The organism is Gluconacetobacter tumulicola (genome assembly GCF_014174215.1).
Taxonomy (GTDB): domain Bacteria; phylum Pseudomonadota; class Alphaproteobacteria; order Acetobacterales; family Acetobacteraceae; genus Gluconacetobacter; species Gluconacetobacter tumulicola.
On sequence record NZ_JABEQL010000030.1, the window covers coordinates 39,295 to 52,682 of the forward strand.

Consider the following 13,388-nt stretch of genomic DNA (forward strand, 5'->3'; position numbering starts at 1 on the left):
GGCCTTGCTAGCCGTCGGACTGGAAGATGCTCTCCTCGAACGCCTCTTCCCAGGTGCCGGAGGTCGAGGCCCGGCTGTATTCCGTCGCGCGATTTTCGAAGAAATTCGTATGCTCGACGGCGTTCAGCATGTCATCCAGCCACGGCAGCGGATTGGCGGGAATATTGTACATCCCATCCAGTCCCAGCAGGCTCAGGCGGCGATCGGCAACGAAGCGGATATAGGTCTTGACCAGATCGGCATCCAGGCCCTCGACCGGGCCCATCTCGAAGCACAGATCGATGAACGCATCCTCATGGTCGACAATGTCGCGGCAGACCTGACGAATGTCCTCGCGCAGCTTCTCGGTCCAGATTTCCGGATTTTCATGGATGAAGGTGCGAAACAGCCGGGCCATGGACAGGCAGTGCAGGGTCTCGTCACGCACCGACCACGAGACGATCTGCCCCATTCCCTTCAGCTTGTTGAAGCGCGGGAAATTCAGCAGGATAGCGAACGACGCGAAGAGCTGAAGCCCCTCGGTAAAGGCGCCGAACGCCGCGAGCGTCCGGGCGATCTCATATTTGCTGTCGACCGAGAAGCCCTGCATGTAGTCATATTTATCCTTCATTTCCTTATATTTAAGGAAAGCGGAATACTCGGATTCGGGCATACCGATCGTATCGAGCAGATGACTATAGGCGGCGATATGAATCGTCTCGATATTCGAGAAGGCGGACAGCATCATCAGCACTTCAGTCGGTTTGAACACCCGGCTGTAATGCTTCATGTAGCAATTGTTCACCTCCACGTCCGACTGCGTGAAGAAGCGGAAGATCTGGGTGACCAGATGCCGCTCACTCTCCGTCAGGGTGCGGTGCCAGTCCTTCACATCGTCGGCCAGCGGCACTTCTTCCGGCAGCCAGTGCACGCGCTGCTGCGTCAGCCACGCGTCATACGCCCACGGATAGCGAAATGGCTTGTAGACCGGATTGGCCGTCAGCAGGTCGAAATGGGTTTCGCCCTCGGGCTGGGGCGCGTTGAGGCGTTCGGTCATGTCGTCTTCTCCGCGACAGCAATGCGGCAACCGGTCGTAGGCGATAGGCGGCTCGCGCCGCCTTATCGGGTTACTGGCAGGCCAGGCACTCGTCGTAATTGGTGGATGACGTCGGCGTGGCCGACGCGGCCGGTGCCGGCTCGGGCACCAGGACGTCGCTCTTGTCCAGGACGTTGCTGACGGTGTCCGCCCGCTGGATCGACAGCGAACGGCAATAGTACAGCGACTTCACGCCCCGCTTCCACGCCAGATAATGGATCTGGTGCAGGTCGCGCTTATGCACGTTCGCCGGCAGGAACAGGTTGATGGACTGCGCCTGGCAGATAAAGCCGGCGCGGTCGGCCGCATGCTCCACCACCCAGCGCTGATCCAGTTCGAAGGCGGTCTTGAAGACGTCCTTCTCCTGCTGGGTCAGGAAATCCAGATGCTGGACGCTACCCTGGCTCAGGGTGATCGACGACCAGACCTCGTCCGTGTTCTGCCCCTTGTCGATCAGCAACTTGGTCAGGTGCCGGTTGCGCACGGTGAACGAGCCGGACAGCGTCTTCTGCAGGAAGACGTTCGCGGCGATCGGCTCGATCCCGGGGCTGGAATTGCCCGCGATGATGGAAATCGACGCCGTCGGCGCGATCGCCAGCTTGTTCGAAAAACGCTCCATCACGCCATATTCCGCCGCGTCCGGGCACGCCCCGCGCAGTTCCGCCAGCTTGCGCGACGCCGCGTCGGCCTTCTCGCGAATATGCTTGAAAACCCGCTTGTTCCAGACCTTCGCGATCACGCTTTCGAACGGCACGTTGTTGGCCTGCAGGAAGGAATGGAAGCCCATCACCCCCAGTCCGACCGACCGCTCGCGCGAGGCCGCGTATTTCGCGCGCGCCATGTCGTCGGGCGCCCGGTCGATGAAATCCTGCAACACATTGTCGAGGAACAGCATCACGTCCTCGATGAATTGCGGGTCGTCCTTCCACTCTTCCCAGGTTTCCAGGTTCAGCGAGGACAGGCAGCAGACGGCCGTCCGTTCCTGGCCGTGATGGTCGATGCCGGTCGGCAGCGTGATCTCGGCGCACAGGTTCGAGGTCTTGACCTCCAGCCCTGCCAGCTTGTGGTGCTCGGGCCGCGCGTTGTTCACATGGTCGGAATAGATGATGTAGGGCTCGCCCTGCTCCATCCGCGCCGTCAGGATGCGAATCCACAGCGACCGTGCGGACACGTGGCGAATATGCGCGCCATCCTTGGGCGACAGCAGCGCCCATTCCGCGTCCTCGGCCACGGCGCGCATGAAAGCGTCCGAGACCAGCACCCCGTGATGCAGGTTCAGCGCCTTGCGATTCGGGTCACCACCGGTCGGGCGGCGGATTTCAATGAATTCCTCGATCTCGGGATGCCAGACCGGCAGGTAGACGGCGGCGGAACCCCGGCGGAGCGACCCCTGGCTGATCGCCAGCGTCAGACTGTCCATCACGCGAATGAAGGGGATCACGCCCGAGGTCTTGCCGTTGCGGCCGACATTCTCGCCGATCGAGCGCAGATTGCCCCAGTAGGAGCCGATGCCGCCGCCCTTGCTGGCCAGCCAGACATTCTCGTTCCACAGATCGACGATGCCGCGCAGGCTGTCATTCGCTTCGTTCAGGAAGCAGGAGATCGGCAGGCCGCGCGTCGTCCCGCCATTGGACAGCACGGGGGTGGCCGGCATGAACCAATGGCGCGAGATATAGTCGTACAGCCGCTGCGCATGCCCCGGATCGGCGCCGTAATAGGATGCCACCCGCCCGAACAGGTCCTGGTAGCTCTCGCCGTCCAGCAGGTAGCGATTATCCAGTGTCGCCTTGCCGAATGGCGTCAGCAGCGCATCGCGCGACCGGTTGACCCGCACCGGATGATGACCGGGCAGTTGGACGACATCATCGAACATGTCGGGCGTCTGGCCGGATTCGTGGTCCTGAAACAGGCCACGCTCCTCGGCCGGACGATCAGACACAGTTCCGGATACGTCATCCAGGCTCATCCATCATCTCCGTGAAAATCGCCGGGACACGGCGTCTATGCCTAGTGTCCAGGGCAGCATTATGACGCTACATATCGCGTCAGGGCAACCAAGAATGCACTAGATATATGAAGATGAAGGGACGGCAAGGGCCCGTTTCGGGTCGAGGTGAGGACTTTCCGCGTCAAGCAAAAAGTTTTTTTTCTTCGCCTTCCGGCATCGGCGCCACACGGTAACTGGCGGTCGAAACCGTCACGCTTCCGCCGGCCCGCCTGCGTCCCACCGGGCGGCGGCGGCCTCGTCGCTTTCCCGCGCCGCGACCCATTTCGCCTCCCCGCTCGGATATTCCTCGCGTTTCCAGAAGGGAGCCTGCGTCTTCAGCCAGTCGATCACGAATCCCGTCGCGTCCAGCGCGGCCCCGCGATGCGCCGCCGCGCACAATACCAGCACGATCGGCGCCCCGACGGGCAGCCGCCCGACGCGATGGATCACGGTGCAGGCCAGCAGATCGAATCGGGTGCCGGCCTGCGCCACGATTCGCCCGATCATCGATTCGGTCATGCCCGGATAATGTTCCAGAGCCAGTGCCGCCAGCCCCGCATCGCCCCGCACCAACCCCATGAAGAGGCCGATTCCGCCGACATCAAGTCCCGCTCCGGCCAGCCGCGCGATCTCGGCATCCACCGAGAACGTCTCTTCCTGGATCCGGATATCGACCTGCATCGGCTATCCCCCCGTCACGGGCGGGAAGAAGGCCAGTTCATCCCCGGCGCGCACCGGCGAATCGAGGGCCGCGAATTCCTGATTGACGGCGCAGCGGATCGGCCCGGCCCCTTCACCGAATATCTCTTCATAGGCCGCGCCGCGCCGACGCAACCCATCCATGATGTCACGGACCGAAGGCGCCTCGTCCCCGGACAATAGAAGCGTCTCCCCCGACCGGCCCAGCCGATCCCGAAGCCAGGCGAAATACAGGATTTCCACCATACGCGCTGCCTCTCCTGTCATCGCCACACCGCCTTGCGGCCCATTCGCCCGCCTGTCCTATCGGGAAACGCCCGGCGTGTCCCGCACCGTCTTCACGGTCCCGTCCGGGGTGATGACGGTACTGGTGCCGTCGCCGTTGGGAATGACGATGGTCGAGGCCGTCTGGCCAGGCCGGGCCGGCGCGGCATCCTCATGCCCAGTCGAAGGGCTTGCCCCTCGCCCCGAGAAATCCTGCACACCACCATGGATCTCGGCCTGCTCGCCCGCGCTCAGCGTGCCGCCTTCAGGAAGGACCGGGCCGGTCGCCGCATCGGCGGGCAGCCCGTCATCCGCTCCATGATGTTCGCGCGTCGCATCGCCCAGGGTCGGCAACGGCGCGGGCGGGCCGGGCCACATATTGCCGCCCTGGGGCAGGATCGGCCGTTCAGCCACTTCTTCCCCCCGGGCGCGGCGCAGATTCTCCGCATCCCCCGCCGGCAGGTTCGGGTTGGCCCCTGGAAACGTTGCATCATCGGCCATCAGCTTGCCGAAACCGGCACAGCCCGTCTGCAATACCAGCAGTGAAAGCACCGCCGCCCTGCGCATCATCATTCCCCTCCGCCGCGCCCTGTTCCGCCAGCGACTGGAAGTCTGCCCATTCGTCTCCACAACCACAAGTGGCATGAAATATGATGATACAATCAGGACGCGATTTTCGACGCACCATCATGCCGGCTGATATGCCGCATGGCGGTCACCAGATATCCCCACCCGGTCACGACCGTCAGCACCGCCGCGATCCACAGCAGGATCGACCCGATCAGGCCGACCGGCAGCCATGGCATATGCAGCAGCCGTCCCGTCCCGTCCCCCGCCAGCAGGAAGCCGATCGCCGTCATCTGGATGCCGGTTTTCCACTTCGCCAGCCGCGTCACCGGCAGGCTGACTCGTGTCGAGGCCAGGAATTCGCGCATCCCGCTGATCAGGATTTCCCGCGCCAGGATGATGATGGCGGGATACAGTCCGCCGAACGGCAGATGGCCGGTGCCGGCCAGCATCATCAGCGACGCACCGACCAGCAGCTTGTCGGCGATCGGGTCGAGCATCCGCCCGAGCTCCGAATATTGCTGGCGCGCGCGCGCCAGCCGCCCGTCCAGATAGTCGGTGATCGCGGCCGCGATAAACAGCAGGCACGCCGCGAAATCGGTCATCGCGCTGCCCATCGCCACAAGGGCGACCAGGACGGGAATCGCCCCAATCCGCGACAGGGTCAGGATATTGGGCAGGTCGGTCAACATCGGGAGGCACCGTACAGCAAGACACGGCGAACAGGAACGGTACTTCACGCCGGTCTGATGAAGAAATCGCTCAGAGCCTGACCGAAAATGTGGGCTGGCGAGCGAGAGCGGCCCGCAGGGCCGCGCCCGGCGTGTGTTGCCGAGCATCGGAGCGGAGTGGCCTTGATGGCCATGAGCACCGAAGCGCAAGAAACGCGCGCTGGATCGCCGCCAGCGCGCATTTTCGGTCAGGCTCTCACATCTCGCCGCCCATCGCGCCGGGCTACGCGCCGCTCCAGCCCGGATGGAAATGCCCGTAGACGACGCGCGCGGTCTCGCGGTTGATCCCCGGCGTCGCCTCCAGATCGGCCAGCCCCGCCTGCCGCACGCCCCGCGCCGAGCCGAACTGGTTGAGCAGCGCACGCTTGCGCGCCGCGCCGACGCCGGGGATTTCGTCCAGTTCCGACTTCACCAGCGCCTTCGATCGCCCTGCGCGATGGGTGGAAATGGCGAAACGGTGCGATTCGTCGCGCAGCCGCTGCAGATAGTACAGCACCGGGTCGCGCGGCGGCAGTTGGAAGGCCGGGCGATCGGCGACATGAAACCATTCGCGCCCCGCATCCCGGTCGGGCCCCTTGGCGATCGCTACCAGCGTCACGTCCGACACGCCAAGTTCGTCCAGGATCGCCCGCACCGCCGAATACTGGCCCGCACCGCCATCGATCAGGACGATATCCGGCCAGTCGGCCGTGCCGCCCTCCGCCTCGCGCTCCCGCAGGGCGCGGCTGAAGCGCCGTTCCAGCACCTCGCGCATCATCGCAAAATCGTCCCCCGGCGTGATCGGCCCGCGAATCGCGAATTTGCGATAGCTCCGCCGGTCGAACCCTTCCGGCCCCGCCACCACCATCACGCCATAGGCGTTGGCACCCATGATATGGCTGTTATCGTAGATCTCGATCCGTCGTGGCGCGGCATCCAGCCCGAAGAGTTCGGCCACCCCGTCCAGCAGCTTCGCCTGGGCCGTGCTTTCGGCCATCTTGCGTTCCATCGCCTCGCGGGCGTTCGTTTCGGCGTGTTCCACGACCGCACGCTTCTCGCCCCGCTGCGGCACCAGGATCTCCACCTTACGGCCGCGCTTGATGCCCAGCGCGTCGGCCATCAGGGCATGCTCCGCGATCTCGCAATTCAGCAGGATCTGCGCCGGCGGCGGCTTGTCGTCATAGAATTGCGACAGGAACGCGCCCAGCACCTCACCCGGCGCCTCGTCGCGCGCATGAAGGGGAAAGAAGGCGCGATTGCCGTTGTTGCGGCCGCCACGGATGAAGAAGACCTGGATGCAGGACTGACCCGCCACCTGGGCGATGGCCACGATGTCCGCATCCTCCAGCGAAGCAGGGTTGATGACCGACGAATCCTGCATCGCCGCAAAGCCCCGGATACGGTCGCGGATGGTCGCCGCCCGCTCGAACGCCAGGCCGGCCGCCGCCTCCTCCATCTCGCGCACCAGTTCATCGCGCAGGCCGTTGCGCTGGCCGGACAGGAAGGCCCGCGCCTGCTCCACCAGATGGGCATAATCCGCCTGGTCGATGCGTCCGACGCACGGCGCCGAACAGCGCTTGATCTGAAAGAGCAGGCATGGCCGGGTCCGCGCGTTGAACACCGCATCCGAGCACGACCGCAACAGGAACACCCGCTGGAGCAGGTTGAGCGTCTGGTTGACCGCCCAGGCCGAGGCGAACGGCCCCCAGTAGGACGCCCCCTTGACCAGCTTGCCACGATGCTTCGCGATCTGCGGAAACGCGTCTCCGTCGCTCATCATGATCCACGGATAGCTCTTGTCGTCGCGCAGCAGGATATTGAAGCGCGGCTTCATGCGCTTGATATAGTTGGCTTCCAGCAGCAGTGCCTCGGCCTCGGTATGCGTGGTGACGATTTCCATCGTCACCGTTTCGGACACCATGCGCCGCAGCCGCTCGGGCAATTTGCCCAGTTGGGTGTAGGACGTCACCCGCCGCTTCAGAATCCGCGCTTTGCCGACGTACAGCACCTCCCCCTTCTCGCCGATCATGCGATAGACACCGGACGAGAGCGGCATGGTCTGAAGGGCATGCTGAATCGCCTCCACGCCCCGGAGGCGCGGGGTGGCGGTCGCGTCGCCGTCCATCAGGCCGCCCCCTCATTCATCCACCGATCATGTGGATAAGTCTGTGGAGCAGGCACGGGCAGAATCGTGGGGCGGGCAGTTTTCCTGACCCCGGCTTGGATTGCATAAAAAAGCAGCACAGAAAAATAACCCACTGATAATGATAAAAATTATTCCAACACGACCTTGATGTTCGATGAACTCCAGGCAATCCGCTGAAAAAACCGAGGATCGCTTCCGCCCACCACAAACTGCCTGCAATGTCTACCCGATCACCCGCGATTCGATCCCGTTTTGTTCGTGATGGCGGGAATCGCTCTTGCCAGCCGGCACACGATGGGCGATGCCACTGATATGCGCATCGTGACGTGGAATATCAATTCGCTCCGCCTTCGGCTGCCCCTGCTCGCCCGATTGGGAGAGGATCTTCGACCGGACATCATCTGCCTGCAGGAAACCAAGGTCCCGGACGACCTGTTCCCTGCCGATGCGATCCGCGAGTTGGGGTACACCCACACGCTCTATCGCGGCATGAAAGCCTATAACGGCGTCGCGATCCTGTCGCGCGTGGCGCTGACCTCGCTTGACGACACGCCGGACTGGTGCGGGCGCGGCGACTGCCGCCACATCGCGGCGTCGTTCTCACTCGGCGGCGAAGCAGTCGAGCTGCATAATTTCTACATCCCAGCCGGCGGCGACATTCCCGACCCCGAGGCCAATCCCAAATTCGCGCACAAGCTGGCATTCGTGGACGAAGCCACAGCCTGGTTCGCCAGCCGCTCCAACCGCCGCACCGTCCTGGTCGGCGACCTGAACATCGCGCCGCTGGAGCAGGATGTCTGGAGCCACAAGCAACTGCTGACCGTCGTCAGCCACACACCGCCCGAGACCACGCGGCTGCTGGCCTGGCAGGAAAATGGCTTTGTCGACGCAATGCGGCATTTCGTGCCGGCCGACGAAAAGCTGTACACATGGTGGTCCTACCGCAACCGCGACTGGAAGGCATCCGATCGTGGGCGCCGCCTGGACCATGTCTGGATTACGCCCGATCTAACGGAGCGTCTGGTCGACATGACGGTGCTGCGAGATGTACGCGACTGGCCTACGACATCGGATCACGTTCCGGTCGCAGTCGATTTCCGAGATTGAAGTGTACGGGATCGAGAGAGATGGAAATCTCGCTGCTGGCCCAACTTCGACCGGCCATCAGCGGCAGCCGATGTGCGCCGACCCGCTTTCTTGTCAATTTGTCCAACCTTTGACATAGAGCTTTGGCAGTTTGACCAGAGACGAATTTTTCTTGGTGGTATGTCGCGTGGTTCATATGATTCCTCAACACTCTCGCTTGCGCTCTGGCGTCGCCACATACCGTATTGCAGCACAGGTATCCGGCGTCTTGGCGAGCGGCCTGCTCTTCCTGTCAGGCTGCAGTTCCCTGCCAAGCAGCGGCCCCACGGAATCACAGTTCCTAAGCGCACAAAAAGACCCGAAGAAAAACAAGCTGGGGTTCGGCCTTGTACAGATCAGTTCCGACCTCCTGACGATTCTTGCCAATGATTCTCCAGTGCTGCTTTCGTCCCTGGACAAGGTGACCGACCGGCCTACGAGCAATGACATGATCGGCCCAGGTGATACGATCCAGGTTTCGATCTATGAGATCGGCAATGGCCTGTTCGGCGGCGGTGGCGGCAATGCCAGCGGCACGTCGATGGCCGCCGCCATGGCGGGCGGCTCTACAACCACCCAGAATACCGGCAGCATCCTGTCGTCCGGCGGCACCGCGCAGGACCCTCAGGGCGCCAAGGCCATGCTCAGCAATCTGCCGCCACTGAAGGTCAGTGCAGAAGGAACCGTCACCGTCCCCTATGCAGGCACGCTGCATGTGGCAGGACAGACGGTGGATCAGGCGGCGGCGACGGTACGCCAGGCCCTGGCGCGAAAATCGCAGGCGCCTCAGGTCGTCGTCCATGTCGTCGAGAGCGTGACCAACTCCGCCATCGTCTATGGAAACGTCACCCGCCCTGGACGCGTATTCCTCACCCCCACGCGCGAGCGTCTCATGGATGTCATCGCCCTCGCGCAGGGCAGCCCCCATCCGCCGGAGGATTCCATCATCCAGTTGACGCGGGGCGACCACGTGGCGCGCGTGGCGATGAGCGTTCCGGAAAACGACCCGTCGCAGAACATTGCCATTCATCCCGGCGACCGGATCGAGGTTATCTACAAGCCCAGAACCTTTACCGTCTTCGGCGCCACCGGCAAGGTGTCGGAGGTCCCGTTTGCGGTACCTGAACTCTCCTTGTCCGAAGCCCTTGCCAGGACGGGAGGTCCCCTGGACCAACAGTCCGATCCCAACGGTATTTTCCTTCTGCGCTATGAAGACAACGACGTCGTCCGGCGGCTGGGTCTTCCTGTGGCCGAGGGCAAGCCGGTCACGCCGATCGTGTACCAAATCGACATGATGAATCCTGGCAATTATTTCCTGGGGCAGCATTTCGCCATGAGAGACAAGGACATGCTGTATTACTCCAACGCGAAGGCGAATAATTTCTACAAGCTGTTCACCCTTATCAGCACAATCGTCCAACCGGGCATTACGGCGGGCTACATGGTGGCGCGCTAGCGCGTAAGCCAGGATGCCCGCAACGAAACAGGATATGTGCAGTTTTTCGATCGAGGTTGGAGCAGGAAAGTCTTTCGATGTCAGATGAGTTTCAAGAACACCCTTCATTAGCCCTAGCGCCCGCATCCCAGCCGGCCCATGCGGCAGCGCCGCTTGCGGCCGGCGTGGCTTTTGTAAGAAACAAGATCAGGTCGGGACTTTTTTTCACCGTTATCGTGCCCAATATTTTTCTCTTTCTCTATCTGACCCTTATCGCCAGCCCGCAATATATTTCCGAAGCCCATTTCATGGTGCGCGGCGAGCACAGCATGGGGAGTGCGCCGCTTTCCATGATGATGCAAACCGGCATGAATGAGTCCGTCACCAGCGATGATACGTTCGCCGTGCAGGACTATCTCATGTCGCGCGACGCCATGGCACTCCTGCTCCACAAAGACGGACTGGCCCAGGTCTTCTCGCACCCGGGCGCAGATTTCATGTCCCGCTTCCCCAACTGGTATTCACGGCGCGATCTGGAAAGCTTCTACAAATACTACAAGAAACACGTTAAGGCGCAGATCGATGCCGAGACCTCACTGTCTGTCCTGACCGTCCGCACCTTCAGCGCGGAGGATTCACAGCGCATTGCCAAGGCGCTCATCGCGGCCGCAGAAGATCTGGTGAACGAGATCAACCGCCGGCAGCGCGCGAATCTGGTGGATGCCGCACAGCGAGAGGTCGACACAACGCTCGACCAGATCCGCGACCTGCAAATCCGCCTTGCAGCCTTCCGCAATACCAGCGCGATGATCGACCCGGAGAAGCAGAGCGAGCCCCTCGTTTCCACGCAATACGCGCTGCAATCGCTGCTCACCGCCACGCAGATGCGCCTGGACCAGACCCGCCAGACGTCGCCCGACAGTCCGTCCATCGCCGTCTACGAGCAGCAGATCAATATCCTGCGCAAGCAACTGAATACCGCATCCGCCCGGTTGACGGGTGATACCCATTCCCTGGTGCCGACACTGACCGAGTTTGACAACCTGACCATCCAGCGGCAGATCCTGCAGCAGGTGTTGGCGTCAGAGGTGACATCCCTGCAAAGCGCCAAGGCCCGAGCAGACCATCAGATGGTCTTCCTGGAAGAAGTGTCCCGCCCCGATAAGCCTGATTATCCCGCATATCCGTCGACGCTCGAAGTGATGGCAATTTCTCTCGTCTCTTTCTACAGCGCTTACATCATGGGGCGGCTTCTCATTGCAGGCGCGAGGGAGCACAAGATCTCATGACGCCACAACCTCAGCGACGCGATACGCTGCTCTCCTGCTTCATTATTCAATACAAGGTCATTCATGCGCTCATCCTTCGGGAACTGCACACCCGCTACGGGCGCGAAAATTTGGGTTTTCTCTGGGTGATCGGAGAACCAATTCTTTTTTGTGCCGGCGTCGCAATCGTATGGACGGCTATCCGGCCGGCGCGCGAGCATGGTCTGGCCATGACAGCTATGGTGGTCACGGGCTATATTCCCCTGACGATGTGGCGGCATTGCATGGGGCGTGCCGTCAAGGCGTATGAGTCCAATGGCAGCCTCTTTTTCCATCGACAGGTAACGCCTTTCGACGTCATCACGGCACGCTCGTTTCTGGAAATTATCGGAACAATCATGGCCGGCGGCATTGTAATGATGGGTGCCATCGGCTTGGGCTACATGAACCCGCCAAAAGATTACGGCCTTCTCTTACTAGGCATCTCCTATCAATGCGTTTTTTCTTTCGCGACCGCCCTACTGGCCGCGTCGTTAAGCGAGATGTCCGATCTTGTCGAAAAAACCGTGACCATCTTCGGTTATCTATCGCTCCCGATGAGCGGAGCGTTCGTTATGGTTGCCTGGCTTCCGCTCCGTTACCAATGGATCTTGATGCTTTCTCCTATGGCCAACAACGTGGAGATGATCCGGGGCGGCGAGTTCGGGATAGAAGCCAGCGTTAAGTACGATCTTTTCTACGACACCTGGAGCACTGCCCTGATGGTGCTTATCGGCATATTCCTGACCGCAGGCGTCAGAAAGCATCTGGAAATCACGGGATAGAGTCACCAGGCCATGATAAGATGCGTCGACATTGTCAAGGAATTCCACACATCGTCTGGCATGAAGCGCGTGCTGAACGGCGTGAATTTTACCATTCAGCGCGGTGAAAAATGGGGCATTCTCGGGCATAATGGCGCTGGCAAATCGACCTTGCTGCGGATTATCGGCGGCGTCGACGTGCCGACATCGGGACGGGTCGAAATGGACATGTCCGTCTCCTGGCCACTGGCATTTTCGGGCGCGTTCCAGGGCAGCTTGAGCGGACTGGATAACCTGCGGTTCATCGCACGCATCTATAATCGCGATTACGACGAGATGCGTCGTTTTGTGGATGATTTCGCGGAACTGGGTCAACATCTTCGCGAGCCGGTGAAAAACTACTCATCAGGCATGAAAGCCCGACTTGCCTTCGCATTATCCATTGCGATCGAATTTGACAGTTATCTGATTGACGAGGTCGCCATGGTCGGCGATGCGCGTTTTGCAGAACGCTGCCGCCGAGAACTTTTTGAAAAACGCAAGGATCGAGCGCTCGTAATCGTCTCACACAGTATGGAATATATAAGAGACGCTTGTGATCATAGTATGGTTCTGCAAGATGGCAAAATGACCATCTGCAATAGTGTCCAGGAAGGAATAGATATTTACAATAGATTACTTACCGGAAAAACATTAACAGAACGCACACCAGAGACTGATACACACTATATCGATTCAATTAGAGATGAAAATGGAGAACCGATCGTGAGCACGGACCCTTCAAGCATCCAAAATAAAATAGTTACAGAAGAAGAAATTGAACTTCTATTTCAATCTATTTTAAATAGAAGCGTCAATAATGACGCCTATAAAATTCAATGCGTTCGTGACAAAAGAACAGTTCTGGATATGATCAATCAACTAGTGCGCTCTGAAGAGTTTTACTTGATAAAAAAGGGATATGGGTAGCCGATCCGATTCTCGGATCGGTTCTTATCCGGATATTTTTGGAGGAAACTGCAGAAATCCGACGGTTCTTCGTTTAACTCGCCTCGATATCAAATGTGTCCCGATTGTCGGCATGGTCGAGACGCAAAAAGATGTCACACTCAACGAGATGGTGGCGTGCCTGAGAGCCTGAATCAGAAAGCGGTTTGACTGATTTTCCGCAGAATTCTGCGGATATGGGCGATCATCAGTAACCGGCCGCTCAAGGCCGCATAATCACGCAGCCTGTTTGTGAGTTGTCGGCATGGGCCGCCAATTCCATGGCAGCAGTTCGTGGAGGCGGTTGATCTTATGATCGTTG

12 protein-coding genes are annotated in these 13,388 nt (G+C 60.6%); 5 read left to right on the top strand and 7 right to left on the bottom strand.

The window, feature by feature from the left end:
- Nucleotides 1–7: 7 nt before the first annotated feature.
- The 7 genes from HLH29_RS16490 to uvrC all read right to left on the bottom strand — a co-directional run bounded on the left by HLH29_RS16490 (nucleotide 8) and on the right by uvrC (nucleotide 7,427).
- Nucleotides 8–1,036 carry a ribonucleotide-diphosphate reductase subunit beta gene (locus HLH29_RS16490; protein ID WP_182968473.1) on the bottom strand — a complete coding sequence of 343 codons (1,029 nt, stop codon included), beginning with the start codon at nucleotides 1,034–1,036 and terminating at the stop codon, nucleotides 8–10.
- A 70-nt stretch (nucleotides 1,037–1,106) separates the two neighbouring features.
- Nucleotides 1,107–3,041, bottom strand: coding sequence for a ribonucleoside-diphosphate reductase subunit alpha (locus tag HLH29_RS16495; RefSeq protein ID WP_182968474.1), 1,935 nt, complete (start codon nucleotides 3,039–3,041; stop codon nucleotides 1,107–1,109).
- 231 nt (nucleotides 3,042–3,272) lie between these two features.
- Nucleotides 3,273–3,743, bottom strand: a complete 471-nt coding sequence (locus tag HLH29_RS16500) for a molybdenum cofactor biosynthesis protein MoaE (protein ID WP_182968475.1) — start codon at nucleotides 3,741–3,743, stop codon at nucleotides 3,273–3,275.
- Between the two features lie 3 nt (nucleotides 3,744–3,746).
- Entirely contained in the window at nucleotides 3,747–4,007 is a 261-nt protein-coding gene (locus tag HLH29_RS16505) for a MoaD/ThiS family protein (RefSeq protein ID WP_182968490.1), read from the bottom strand.
- A gap of 57 nt (nucleotides 4,008–4,064) precedes the next feature.
- The gene (locus tag HLH29_RS16510; protein WP_246374341.1) at nucleotides 4,065–4,598 is read right to left on the bottom strand and encodes a hypothetical protein; all 534 of its coding nucleotides are present in this window, start codon (nucleotides 4,596–4,598) and stop codon (nucleotides 4,065–4,067) included.
- Between the two features lie 89 nt (nucleotides 4,599–4,687).
- Nucleotides 4,688–5,284 (bottom strand): CDP-diacylglycerol--glycerol-3-phosphate 3-phosphatidyltransferase, encoded by a 597-nt coding sequence (gene pgsA / locus HLH29_RS16515; RefSeq protein ID WP_182968477.1) that lies wholly within the window; start codon nucleotides 5,282–5,284, stop codon nucleotides 4,688–4,690.
- Nucleotides 5,285–5,546: 262 nt separating this feature from the next.
- Nucleotides 5,547–7,427 carry an excinuclease ABC subunit UvrC gene (gene uvrC, locus HLH29_RS16520; RefSeq protein WP_182968478.1) on the bottom strand — a complete coding sequence of 627 codons (1,881 nt, stop codon included), beginning with the start codon at nucleotides 7,425–7,427 and terminating at the stop codon, nucleotides 5,547–5,549.
- Nucleotides 7,428–7,760: 333 nt separating this feature from the next.
- Between uvrC and HLH29_RS16525 the strand changes: the two genes are divergently transcribed.
- From HLH29_RS16525 to HLH29_RS19745, 5 genes are all read left to right on the top strand, one after another.
- Complete coding sequence (locus HLH29_RS16525; protein WP_182968491.1) at nucleotides 7,761–8,555, top strand: exodeoxyribonuclease III; 795 nt, start codon at nucleotides 7,761–7,763, stop codon at nucleotides 8,553–8,555.
- Between the two features lie 247 nt (nucleotides 8,556–8,802).
- Nucleotides 8,803–10,029 (top strand): polysaccharide biosynthesis/export family protein, encoded by a 1,227-nt coding sequence (locus HLH29_RS16530; protein WP_246374343.1) that lies wholly within the window; start codon nucleotides 8,803–8,805, stop codon nucleotides 10,027–10,029.
- Nucleotides 10,030–10,106: 77 nt separating this feature from the next.
- A complete protein-coding gene (locus tag HLH29_RS16535) occupies nucleotides 10,107–11,297 on the top strand; it encodes a capsule biosynthesis protein (RefSeq protein WP_182968480.1) in 1,191 nt (396 codons plus the stop codon).
- The gene (locus HLH29_RS16540; protein WP_182968481.1) at nucleotides 11,294–12,100 is read left to right on the top strand and encodes an ABC transporter permease; all 807 of its coding nucleotides are present in this window, start codon (nucleotides 11,294–11,296) and stop codon (nucleotides 12,098–12,100) included. The genes HLH29_RS16535 and HLH29_RS16540 overlap by 4 nt, the downstream gene beginning before the upstream one ends.
- Nucleotides 12,101–12,160: 60 nt before the next feature.
- Nucleotides 12,161–13,048: an ABC transporter ATP-binding protein gene (locus tag HLH29_RS19745; RefSeq protein WP_338030272.1), complete on the top strand. Its 888-nt coding sequence runs from the start codon at nucleotides 12,161–12,163 to the stop codon at nucleotides 13,046–13,048.
- Nucleotides 13,049–13,388: the final 340 nt, after the last annotated feature.

Coding starts and splice junctions, on each gene's coding strand:
- HLH29_RS16510 (WP_246374341.1), bottom strand. CDS start 4,598: ATGATGATGCGCAGGGCGGCGGTGCTTTCACTGCTGGTATTGCAGACG.
- HLH29_RS16490 (WP_182968473.1), bottom strand. CDS start 1,036: ATGACCGAACGCCTCAACGCGCCCCAGCCCGAGGGCGAAACCCATTTC.
- HLH29_RS16525 (WP_182968491.1), top strand. CDS start 7,761: ATGCGCATCGTGACGTGGAATATCAATTCGCTCCGCCTTCGGCTGCCC.
- HLH29_RS16495 (WP_182968474.1), bottom strand. CDS start 3,041: ATGAGCCTGGATGACGTATCCGGAACTGTGTCTGATCGTCCGGCCGAG.
- uvrC (WP_182968478.1), bottom strand. CDS start 7,427: ATGGACGGCGACGCGACCGCCACCCCGCGCCTCCGGGGCGTGGAGGCG.
- HLH29_RS19745 (WP_338030272.1), top strand. CDS start 12,161: ATGAAGCGCGTGCTGAACGGCGTGAATTTTACCATTCAGCGCGGTGAA.
- HLH29_RS16540 (WP_182968481.1), top strand. CDS start 11,294: ATGACGCCACAACCTCAGCGACGCGATACGCTGCTCTCCTGCTTCATT.
- pgsA (WP_182968477.1), bottom strand. CDS start 5,284: ATGTTGACCGACCTGCCCAATATCCTGACCCTGTCGCGGATTGGGGCG.
- HLH29_RS16505 (WP_182968490.1), bottom strand. CDS start 4,007: ATGGTGGAAATCCTGTATTTCGCCTGGCTTCGGGATCGGCTGGGCCGG.
- HLH29_RS16535 (WP_182968480.1), top strand. CDS start 10,107: ATGTCAGATGAGTTTCAAGAACACCCTTCATTAGCCCTAGCGCCCGCA.
- HLH29_RS16500 (WP_182968475.1), bottom strand. CDS start 3,743: ATGCAGGTCGATATCCGGATCCAGGAAGAGACGTTCTCGGTGGATGCC.